Annotated in this window: 9 protein-coding genes; 3 read left to right on the top strand and 6 right to left on the bottom strand. The window is 40.8% G+C overall.

Translation table 11 applies throughout. From position 1 onward, the window contains the following. Positions 1 to 494: 494 nt before the first annotated feature. From C5471_RS19750 to leuA, 6 genes are all read right to left on the bottom strand, one after another. Positions 495 to 677: a hypothetical protein gene (locus tag C5471_RS19750; RefSeq protein ID WP_133814842.1), complete on the bottom strand. Its 183-nt coding sequence runs from the start codon at positions 675 to 677 to the stop codon at positions 495 to 497. Next, positions 658 to 1,083, bottom strand: coding sequence for a hypothetical protein (locus C5471_RS19755; protein ID WP_133814841.1), 426 nt, complete (start codon positions 1,081 to 1,083; stop codon positions 658 to 660). The genes C5471_RS19750 and C5471_RS19755 overlap by 20 nt, the downstream gene beginning before the upstream one ends. Before the next feature lie 307 nt (positions 1,084 to 1,390). Beyond that, positions 1,391 to 1,996 (bottom strand): 3-isopropylmalate dehydratase small subunit, encoded by a 606-nt coding sequence (gene leuD / locus C5471_RS19760; protein WP_133815006.1) that lies wholly within the window; start codon positions 1,994 to 1,996, stop codon positions 1,391 to 1,393. A 7-nt stretch (positions 1,997 to 2,003) separates the two neighbouring features. Continuing rightward, complete coding sequence (gene leuC / locus C5471_RS19765; RefSeq protein ID WP_133814840.1) at positions 2,004 to 3,413, bottom strand: 3-isopropylmalate dehydratase large subunit; 1,410 nt, start codon at positions 3,411 to 3,413, stop codon at positions 2,004 to 2,006. Position 3,414: 1 nt separating this feature from the next. Further along, positions 3,415 to 4,506, bottom strand: a complete 1,092-nt coding sequence (gene leuB / locus C5471_RS19770) for a 3-isopropylmalate dehydrogenase (protein WP_133814839.1) — start codon at positions 4,504 to 4,506, stop codon at positions 3,415 to 3,417. 2 nt (positions 4,507 to 4,508) lie between these two features. Then, on the bottom strand, positions 4,509 to 6,071 hold the full coding sequence (leuA, locus tag C5471_RS19775; protein WP_133814838.1) for a 2-isopropylmalate synthase: 1,563 nt from the start codon (positions 6,069 to 6,071) through the stop codon (positions 4,509 to 4,511). A 936-nt stretch (positions 6,072 to 7,007) separates the two neighbouring features. On the opposite strand from leuA, the gene leuO reads away from it, so the two are divergent. From leuO to C5471_RS19795, 3 genes are all read left to right on the top strand, one after another. Then, positions 7,008 to 7,952, top strand: coding sequence for a transcriptional regulator LeuO (gene leuO / locus C5471_RS19785; protein WP_166296303.1), 945 nt, complete (start codon positions 7,008 to 7,010; stop codon positions 7,950 to 7,952). 238 nt (positions 7,953 to 8,190) lie between these two features. Next, the gene (locus C5471_RS19790; protein WP_208862187.1) at positions 8,191 to 9,990 is read left to right on the top strand and encodes an AMP-dependent synthetase/ligase; all 1,800 of its coding nucleotides are present in this window, start codon (positions 8,191 to 8,193) and stop codon (positions 9,988 to 9,990) included. 330 nt (positions 9,991 to 10,320) lie between these two features. After that, positions 10,321 to 10,887 carry an RBBP9/YdeN family alpha/beta hydrolase gene (locus C5471_RS19795; protein WP_133814835.1) on the top strand — a complete coding sequence of 189 codons (567 nt, stop codon included), beginning with the start codon at positions 10,321 to 10,323 and terminating at the stop codon, positions 10,885 to 10,887. Positions 10,888 to 11,342: the final 455 nt, after the last annotated feature.

The following is an 11,342-nucleotide window of genomic DNA, read 5'->3' on the forward strand; positions in this document are numbered from 1 at the left end:
TTGCCAGCCAGTAAGAAACCTTACTGGCTTTTTTTCTTACTGTACATTGTGTGTACCGTCCTTCTATACCGCCTCTTTTTTACGTATCAGTTCAAAATGAGTCATAATCTGGTATTGATAGAGATTTGTCCAGCTACTGTTGCGATTCATGACTATTAATTTCCTCAATATGCTAGGTTAACCTCTATTTCTGGGGGGTAAGGATTCAGCGACTGGCCTCGGATCAGCTAAAAACTTCTCAAAACTGAAAAAGATGGCGGTCTGAATCCGTGTTAAGTAGGGCAGGGTGACCTTTATTTTCTACTTTAATAAAATTGTGGAATTCTCCCACCTAAATTCTTATTGAGAGCGAAGCGAACTTTTAGGATTAGGGGGAGATGGATAGCCAACAGCCCAAAGGGCTGTCATACCGGAGATAATAGGACAGTGGCCCGATCCCCAGAAGACCTATTCGTTACTGGAGATTGGGCAAGATCTTTTAAATTCATGATTTATCAGGGTAGCGGATGCTCTTTTTTAGCGGGAACCTGTTCGGTGACGTTTCCGGAACCCTGACGCTTTTTCAAGACATCATTTTTAACGGATTCTGCAACTCGGTTCTGAAAAGCCATAAGTGTTTCTCTGCGGGCCAAAGCCGCCGCTGACAACTGTGGCCGATTATAAGATTTCAATGACATATAAGGATTCCTCATCAGCCAGATCTTTTCGGTAGATATATTTTACGCCATCTGAGTATTTTTTCAACAAGCGCTCATAATATTGAGCCAATGTTGGTTTCATTGGGAAGTAAATAATAACCTTAACTTTGTTTTTATGTGAAGCGCAAAAATCTAATATTGCTTTTCCAATGCCACGCACAAAGAAATACTCCAGTTCGGCTCTTGAATAGTTCATATCAGAATATGTGTCAAAGCGATAATCCTGAGCTCCAGAGTAAATAGCCTCAACATCAAAGAAATCCACTGAGAAGATGCCGTTCAAAGTATGCTCATCTTCATAAATAGGCTCAAAAAGTGCCTTGAGAGGCTCATCCAGTAGAGAGAAAGAAACTATGTACGATGCCTTTTTGTTTCCCTTTACCACCGTCACTTCATAATCGTATTTCTCTATATCGCATTAAATCGATGGATATGTATTGACGGTTATATTTAACTTCATCTAACGCGCCTTAAATTATTAAATTTTATGTTGCAGATATTATTTATTAGAACACACGGGAATCTGATAATAAACATTTTATTCACAGCCCTTTTGTCAGGGATATTTCATGTTGCACTTTGCTTATTTTTCACACGTTAGGCCGAAGAAAAAACTTATCCACATATCCATAGGTCAGATCTAAAAAAATCCCGTAGTACAAAACTACGGGATGAATAAATAAAGGGAAAGGTCAACGCAGGAAAACCGGCTGTTCCTGCTCATAGGCGATTATGGCGTCCAGGTGTTGCAATGTCAGGCCGATACTGTCCAGACCATTCATCATACAGTGACGTCGGAAGCCATCGATTTCAAAATCGTAGCTTTTATTGCCGGCGTGTACTTTCTGTTGTTCCAGATCGACGGTAAAATGACAAATTGTGTTTTGCTGAACCAATTCAAATAGTTCATCAACATCTTTATCATCTAATTTCACTGGCAGTAACTGGTTGTTGAAGGAGTTACCATAGAAAATATCGGCAAAACTTGGCGCAATAACCACTTTAAAACCATAATCCGTCAATGCCCAGGGGGCGTGTTCACGGGAGGAACCACAACCAAAGTTTTCACGCGCCAGAAGGATACTGGCACCCTGATAACTGGGCTGGTTTAATATGAAGTCAGGATTGGGTTTTTGTCCCGTATCATCAAGGAAACGCCAGTCATGAAACAGGTGCTGACCAAATCCGGTACGGGTAACTTTCTGCAAAAATTGTTTTGGAATAATGGCATCGGTATCAACGTTTGCAGCATCTAAAGGAGCGACCAACCCAGTATGTTGAATAAACTTTTCCATAATTCCTCCTTTATGACTTCTGTGCTGGATGACGTATGTCGATAAAATGACCATTAATCGCTGCTGCTGCTGCCATCGCCGGGCTGACCAAATGCGTGCGTCCACCACGCCCCTGACGCCCTTCGAAGTTACGGTTACTAGTAGAAGCGCAACGTTCACCGGGTTGCAGACGGTCATTATTCATTGCCAGACACATTGAACACCCCGGTAAGCGCCATTCAAAACCAGCACTTATGAAAATCTTATCTAAACCTTCTGCTTCTGCTTGCGCCTGAACGGGGCCCGATCCTGGAACGACGATCGCCTGAACGCCTGGTGCAACTTTATGGCCTTGTGCGATGGCTGCCGCAGCCCGTAAATCTTCAATGCGGGAGTTGGTACAGGAGCCAATGAAGACTTTATCGATCTTCACATCTGTCAATTTAATACCCGGTTTTAAATCCATATAAGCCAGTGCTTTTTCAGCAGATGCACGTTCAACAGGATCACTGAAAGATTCCGGTGCGGGAATGGTTTGATCAATAGCAATGACTTGCCCTGGGTTTGTTCCCCATGTGACCTGTGGCGAGATCTCTTCCGCGTTAATAGTAATAACGGTGCTATATTGTGCAGCAGGATCGGATTTCAGTGTCTTCCAGTAAGCAACAGCTTGTTCCCACAGTTCTCCTTTTGGTGAGAATTGACGGCCTTTTATATAAGTAAATGTGGTTTCATCTGGCGCGACTAACCCCGCTTTAGCGCCCATTTCAATTGCCATATTACATAAGGTCATACGGCCTTCCATACTCAGCGCTTCAATCGCCTTACCACAGAATTCAACCACATAACCTGTACCACCCGCACTGCCTGTTTTGCCAATGATTGCCAGAACGATATCTTTGGCGGTAATTGCATTACCGACATCACCAACCACTTCGATTTTCATCGTCTTAGCACGGGCTTGTTTCAGGGTTTGGGTGGCCAGTACGTGTTCAACTTCAGAAGTACCAATACCGAAAGCCAGTGAACCGAATGCGCCATGCGTGGCGGTATGGGAATCACCACAAACGATCGTCATTCCTGGCAGGGTCATGCCTTGTTCCGGTCCGATTACATGAACAATTCCCTGATAGGGATGGTTCAGATCATATAATGTGATACCGAATTCGGCACAGTTTTTCATCAACTCCTGCATTTGAATACGCGCCATGTCACCACAGGCGTTAATATCTTTTGTCTGCGTGGATACGTTATGATCCATTGTTGCGAACGTTTTATCCGGCTGGTGCACCGGTCGGCCTTTCGTACGCAAACCATCAAACGCCTGCGGGGAGGTCACTTCATGAACCAAATGGCGATCAATATAGAGCAACGGGGTTTCATTCGGGACTTCCCGGACAATATGAGCGTCATATAATTTCTGATATAAAGTCTTAGCCATGTTAAATACCCTCGGCTACATAACGGGCGATAACGCTGCCCATTTCATCAGTGCTGATTGCTTTGCCATTTCCGGCCAAATCGGTTGTGCGATAGCCCTGTTCCAGCACATGGTTAACCGCCTGTTCAATCGCATTAGCCGCATCATGATGACCTAAGCTGTAACGCAACAGTAAAGCAGCAGATAGGATCTGGGCTATCGGGTTAGCAATGCCTTTTCCGGCAATATCCGGTGCAGAGCCACCCGCCGGTTCATACAGGCCAAAACTTTTTTCGTTCAAGCTGGCGGAAGGAAGCATTCCCATGGAACCGGTAATCATAGCGCATTCATCGGATAAAATATCACCGAAAATATTGGAGCACAGCATCACATCAAACTGAGACGGATCTTTAATCAACTGCATGGTGGCATTATCAATATACATGTGGTTGATTGCTACATCTGGATACTCTTTTGCAATCTCAGTAACCACTTCCCGCCACAATACAGAGCTCTGCAACACGTTTGCTTTATCAATAGACGTCACTTTATTACAGCGTTTGCGGGCAGATTCAAAGGCGATACGGGCGATACGTTCAATTTCAAAGCGGTGATAAATTTCAGTATCAAATGCACGCTCATATTTACCCTGGCCTTCACGTCCTTTGGGTTGACCAAAATAGATACCGCCTGTTAGTTCACGGACACATAAAATATCAAAGCCTTTGGCAGCAATATCACTGCGTAAAGGACAAAATACTTCTAATCCGGCATATAAGCGGGCAGGGCGTAAGTTGCTGAACAGTTTGAAATGTTTGCGTAATGGCAGAAGTGCGCCGCGCTCAGGTTGTTTTGCTGGTGGTAAATGTTCCCATTTAGGGCCACCTACGGAGCCGAACAATATAGCATCAGCTTGTTCACAGCCGGTTACGGTTTCTAACGGCAATGGGCAACCGTGACGATCGATAGCAATCCCACCCACATCATATTCGCTAGTGGTGATACGGATATTGAAACGCTGACGGATGGCATCCAATATCTTATGGGCTTGGGTCATAATTTCAGGACCGATACCATCACCGGGCAAAATTGCAATATGATAACTGTTCGACATGTTCACACTATTTCCTTTATATTTCGCTGTATGCGTTGTTTCTCTTTCTTAACTTGTTCTGCGCGCCAGATACAATTCAGCGCATGAATCATTGCTTTGGCAGAAGATTCAACAATATCTGTTTCCAGTCCCATGCCGTGGAAACAACGTCCAAAGCATTCGACAACGATATTGACCTGACCCAGCGCATTTTTTCCTTGCCCTTTACCTGATAACTGATAAGAAACCAGCTCAATGGGGTATTCAGTCATTCGGCTGATTGCCTGATAGACAGCATCTACTGGACCATTACCGGTGGCAGCTTCTGATTTTATCTCTTTACCACACGCTAAACGTATCGCTGCTGTTGCTATCACGTTGGAGCCAGATTGGATATTAAAGTTATCCAGACGGAAAAATTCTGGCTCTTGATGTTGCAGATTGATGAAAGCTAACGCCTCCAAATCATAGTCAAATACCTGGCCTTTCTTATCTGCCAGACGCAAAAAGGCTTCGTATAAACTATCCAGATCGTAATCTTTGTCCTGATATCCCATCTCTTCCATACGGTGTTTCACGGCTGCGCGACCGGAGCGGGAAGTCAGATTCAATTGAATTTCTTTCAGGCCGATGGATTCCGGCGTCATAATTTCGTAAGTTTCGCGATTTTTCAGTACGCCATCCTGATGAATACCGGATGAGTGGGCAAATGCATTGCTACCAACAACCGCTTTATTCGCTGGGATCGGCATATTACATAACTGGCTAACTAACTGACTGGTACGGTAAATTTCTTGATGATTGATATGAGTATAAACGCCTAACATTTGCTGACGAACTTTAATTGCCATGATCACTTCTTCCAGCGAGCAGTTGCCGGCACGTTCACCCAGACCATTCATCGTTCCCTCTATCTGACGGGCACCCGATTGCACCGCAGTGATAGAGTTGGCGACAGACATCCCCAAATCATCGTGGCAATGTACGGATAATATCGCCTTGTCAATATTAGGAACACGTTCGATCAAGTTAGTGATGATGCCGCCAAATTGATAGGGTGTGGTGTAACCGACAGTATCTGGAATGTTAATCGTCGTTGCCCCTGCTTTGATGGCATTTTCAACAATCCGGCACAGATTATCAATCGGTGTTCGGCCGGCATCTTCACAGGAGAATTCAACATCATCAGTGTAACGACGTGCCCGCTTGATCGATTGAGCGGCCATCTCCATAACATTTTCGAATGTTTTTTTCAGCTTGGATTCAATATGTAAGTTGGAGGTAGCCAGGAAAACGTGAATTCGAAAAGCTTCCGCAACTTTTAATGCTTCAGCGGCAACATCAATGTCTTTTTCTACACAACGAGCTAAGGCGCAAACACGGCTGTCTTTTATCTGCCTGGCGATCGTCTGTACAGATTCAAAGTCACCAGGAGAGGAAACCGGAAAACCAACTTCCATAACATCAACACCCATTCTCTCCAAAGCCAATGCAATCTGGAGCTTTTCTTTCACACTTAAACTGGCTTGTAATGCCTGCTCTCCATCACGTAATGTGGTATCGAAGATAATAACTTGCTGGCTCATATCATGCTCCTCTTGTGGTTATTTTTGGCGCCCAGCAGGTAAAAAAAAACCGCGCAAGGCGCGGGTTCTTGTTTATGTCTGGTTTGGATCAACTCTGTTTTCTGTCCACCAGCATACCGCGCATATTAGATACGATTAGTAGTAGGCTTAGTAGACAAATTGAGTGAATCATACTGATCCAACCTTTCAATAGTATTAATGAGTGTTTGGTATTCGGATGCTTTTATTGATACGTTATCTTAAAAGTGATGTCAAGAATTCATTTAGGCATATGATTCTTGGTTTGGCTTTTCCTATGACTGTAAATTGAAGTGTTGATCTGTTTATATTTAAAAAGATTTTATTTTGTCCTTTTATGTTTGGGTTGGGCTTAAGTGATAAACTCAGATTTATATAAAAAATAGCGCATTATACTGATTAATTAAAATTAAGTATTTTCGTGCCGGGCGCTGGAAGTGGATTTGTATTTTTCTGAAAAACATCGTTTGTCATTGACAAATAGGTATAAATAGGAAGTTATGTTATATCGTTGAAAAAATAATTTCATAATATAATGACTCTGATAAAATTGTTTAATAATAATAAATCAGTAATTTTATTATGAATTGAGTCATTCTTTGATTTATCATCACATACGGAATACTAGGGTGAATGAATTGTTAACACAATGTACTTTTTTGTGAATGAATAATGAGCATCTACATTTCCTACTAACTGAGATTATATATTTTTAACATTAATAAGGGGATGCGCTGGTTAGCTATGCGTATTCAGATTTGTACAAGGACGAGTCTTAATTATTTATCATCAAAATGATTAAGAGAATTGATCTCGTTAATAGTAAAAGTCATCGTAATATCTGAGCAATGAATGAAGGTATTTCCGATGTTTTGTTATTAACCGGGGTCATCTGAATGAGTTTAGTGGAGTTAAACAATGGCTGAATACACCTCAGTAACTGCAACCAAAAAAGATCCAAGTGAAATTCATTTACGTAATGTGGATCTAAATCTGCTGACTGTTTTTGATGCGGTGATGCAAATGCAGAATGTAACACGTGCGGCACAGATATTGGGAATGTCACAACCTGCTGTTAGTAATGCAGTTTCTCGCTTGAAGTTAATGTTCAATGACGAATTATTTGTACGTTATGGGCGTGGAATACAACCGACGGCAAGGGCTCATCAATTATTTGGTCCTGTCCGTCAGGCATTACAACTAGTATATAATGAGTTACCTGGGGTTGGTTTTGAGCCTGAGAATAGCGACAGGGTTTTTAATCTCTCAATTTGTAGCCCTTTAGATATTAGACTGGCAGCAAAAATAGTGGCGCAGGTAAAACAAAATACACCAAATCTGGGTGTTACGATTCGATCATATCTGCATGATAATATTGAACATCAGCTCAGGTATCAGGAAACTGAGTTTGTCATTAGCTATACACAGCTGGAACGTATGGATTTTCATCATTACCCGTTATTCAATGATGAGTTGGTCCTGGCCGTTTCCAATAATCATCCAAGAATTGAAAATAGCATTAGTGAACAGCAATTGTATGAAGAACATCATGCAGTTGTATCATTGGATAATGTAGGTTCATTCAGTGCTCCCTATTATGAAAATGGAGAACGTCTGCGTTCTGTGGTTTATCAGGGAACTGACTTGAATAGCGTGCTGCATATTGTATCTCAAACCTATTTGGTTGCGGTTACGCCAAGATGGTTGGTTGAACACTACAGCGAACAATTAGCAATAAGAGCTGTTTCATTACCATGGGATAAGGTAAGCCGTCCGTGCTATTTGATTTGGCACGAATCTACAACAAAAGATAAAGGGCATCAGTGGATGAAATCGCTGTTGAGCCAACTTAGCAACAGTTAATTAACTTGAAACTCACTACTGGATAAACAGGTAGTGAGTTTTTTGTTTTATCACAAATTTATCAACTTTTGATAAATATTCTTTTCCTGTTGTTCAGGAATAGGTAGACTGCAAGGAAAATAGCTAACACCTGTAAGCTGAAAAGCGAATCAGTGATGCAAAAAAGCATTATCAGAGAATAAAATCACTGTTTTTTCTCTGATAAGAAGAAAATTTTTCGAACAGGAAAAGAGTTGTGATAACTGAAAATTTACATCCTTATCACGTGATAAACCGGTTGCAGCAACAAATCAAACAATACCCAGAGAGAATTGCTTTTCGTCAATGGTCTCCAGATGAACAACTCGAATTAAGCTGGCATGATATTGACAAAAAGACAAAAGCCATTAGCCGGGCACTGCTGGAGATTGGGGTTGATGTACAGGAAAAAATTGGCCTTTTTGCACATAACAGCATGGCGTGGTCTCTGACAGATATCGCAGTATTACAACTCAGGGCAGTCACTGTTCCTTTGTATGCAACCAGCAGCCAGGAACAAGCTGGTTTCATTCTTAATGATGCAGGTGTGCGTATTTTGTTTGCTGGTGGGCAGGCGCAGTATGATGTCGCGGTCACTTTGCCAGAACTGTGTCCTCAGTTAAGTCACATCATCGTATTAGATGAATCAGTTGATTTGCGCGATTGTTCATTAGCACTGCATTTATCTGACTTTATGACTGATAATAAGTCACAACATCAGTCTGAATTGGAAACCCGTATTGCTCACCACAATCTGGACGATCTTTTTACGCTTATATATACATCTGGTACAACCGGTGAACCTAAAGGTGTCATGCTTGATTACCGTAATTTAGCTTATCAGTTGTATTCACATGACCATCGTCTGACGTTAACTGATCAGGATGTTTCCTTAAGTTTCCTGCCGCTATCCCATGTTTTCGAACGCGCATGGAGCTTTTATGTGATGCATACAGGCGCACAGAATGTTTATCTGACTGACACTAACTTTGTTCGTCAAGCTATGGCAGATGTTCGCCCGACAGTGATGTGTGCAGTGCCGAGATTTTACGAAAAAATTTACAGTGCGATTTTTGAAAAGGTTGCTCAGGCACCCTGGCATCGGAGAAAATTATTTAACTGGGCGATTAAATGTGGTGAACGTCAGTTTTTACGTAAATTGCAAGGTAAAAAAAGCTGTCCTTGGTCAACTACGATGTATCAGTTGGCCGATAAATTGGTATTGAGCAAACTGCGTAATATCTTGGGTGGCCGGGTTCGTTTTTTACCCGCAGCCGGCGCACATCTGGATGAAACGATTATCCTGTTTTTCCTTGCTGTTGGGGTAAATATCAAATATGGCTATGGGATGACAGAAACCTGTGCCACGGTTTCCTGTTGGCAAGAGCAAGGTTATGTGCTTGGCTCTATTGGTACACCATTACCTGGGATTGACGTCCGTATCAGTGAAGAAAATGAGATACAGGTGCGTGGCCCAATTGTGATGAAAGGCTATTTCAATAATCAGCAAGAAACCATTCAGACATTTACGCAAGATGGCTGGTTACGTACAGGTGATGCCGGTAAGCTGGATGAAAATGGTAATTTATTTATTACTGAACGTCTGAAAGATTTGATGAAAACATCGAATGGTAAATATATTGCCCCTCAAATGATTGAAAGTAGGCTAGGGCAAGATCGTTTTATTGAGCATATTGCTGTTATTGCTGATACCCGTAAATTTGTATCCGCTCTTATCGTGCCTTGTTATGAAGCATTAGAAGAATATGCAAGATCAATTAATCTCAAATATCATGATCGGGTTGAATTACTGCGTCATAATCAGATTATCGATATGTTTGAGCAACGCTTGAAAGAGATTCAGAAAAACTTTGCTCACTTCGATCAGGTAAAACGCTTTATATTACTGCCACAGCCATTTTCAATGGAAACGGGTGAATTAACACCAACACTGAAATTGCGGAGAAAAATTATTATGCAGCGTTACCATAACGAAATTGAATCCATGTATCGAGATTAATTTCTGGAGCTTTATATAGCGTGACCGGTTATTCAAGGGAAATTTAAGGTGGTATTGCAGTAATATTCTACTTTAAATTTATCTCAGAAGTATCCGGTTTTGAAGATTTCAATATTAGATGAATAAGCTGTAGTTTAATTTTAAAAATTATATTCACCGATATCATTCTATGCCTAGAATAGAGCACTTGTTATTTAATAGGTTAGAGCAAGGTATAATTATCTGACTTTAAACGACATGACGAAAAAGATAGTTATAAAAATTAAATGATAGTATTTTATACTTGTGCGCATAGTAAATAAGACACGTTTTGTATAATGAGGTAAATTGATGAATTTTGATAATGTAGTTATTGTTCATGGCCTTATGGCGACTCCTGATCATCATTGGTTTCCTTGGCTTAAAGGTCAATATGAACGGTTAAATGCCCATGTAATTGTGCCGGATATGCCTGAATCTCACGCTCCTTCACCTCATTTATGGCAAGAAAAGTTGCAGGAGAGTGTACCTAATCCTAATGAAAAAACGCTTTTTATTGGGCATAGCTTGGGTTGTATTGCCACACTCCGTTATATTTCATCTTTACCTAATAATGTAAATATTGGGGGGATTGTATTAATCGCAGGATTTTACGAAAAATTATCGACTTTACCCGAATTAAGTATATTTACTGAGGGGAACTTGGATTTTCACCCGCTTATACACAGAATAAACCAACGAATAGTAATATTATCGCTTAATGATGAGATTGTACCTCCACAGTTTACATTAAATTTAAGTCAGCAGCTCCGGGCTGAATTGTATGGTTTCCCTGATGGTGGGCATTTCTTAGATAGCGACGGTTTTACTGTTTTTCCTAACTTAGAAAAGGTATTAAAAGACAATTCAATGTTATAAATAAATGTCTTGTTGTTTTGTAGATATGCCAAGTTTATTTATATTCATAACTTGGCTATTTAAATCAATATGGCTTATGACTAATAAAAACTCAACAACCACCGACTAAAGTCGGTGATTAATGAGATGATAACCGCATTGAATACATGACCGAAAAAATAATGACAATAAATTCAAATGATTACATCAAATTAACCTATTGAAAAACATACCAAGCTTGATATAATTTTTATCACAAAAATCAACAAATAATGTACAATTTTTTCAACAAGTTACATTTTTAGTTGTGATGGTTCCCACAAATAATTAACTATGGCGGATTCGACTAATAAGTGCAATTTTTCAGAAGGGCGGTCAGTTGCTATAGTAGGCATCTTTCTCGCCAAAGGAAAATGCACTATGGCCTATACACAACTGACCGAAACAGAAAGATATCAGGTTTCCAGCTTAAAAGA

It is taken from the genome of Photorhabdus tasmaniensis (assembly GCF_011189505.1).
In the GTDB taxonomy this organism is placed as follows: domain Bacteria; phylum Pseudomonadota; class Gammaproteobacteria; order Enterobacterales; family Enterobacteriaceae; genus Photorhabdus; species Photorhabdus tasmaniensis.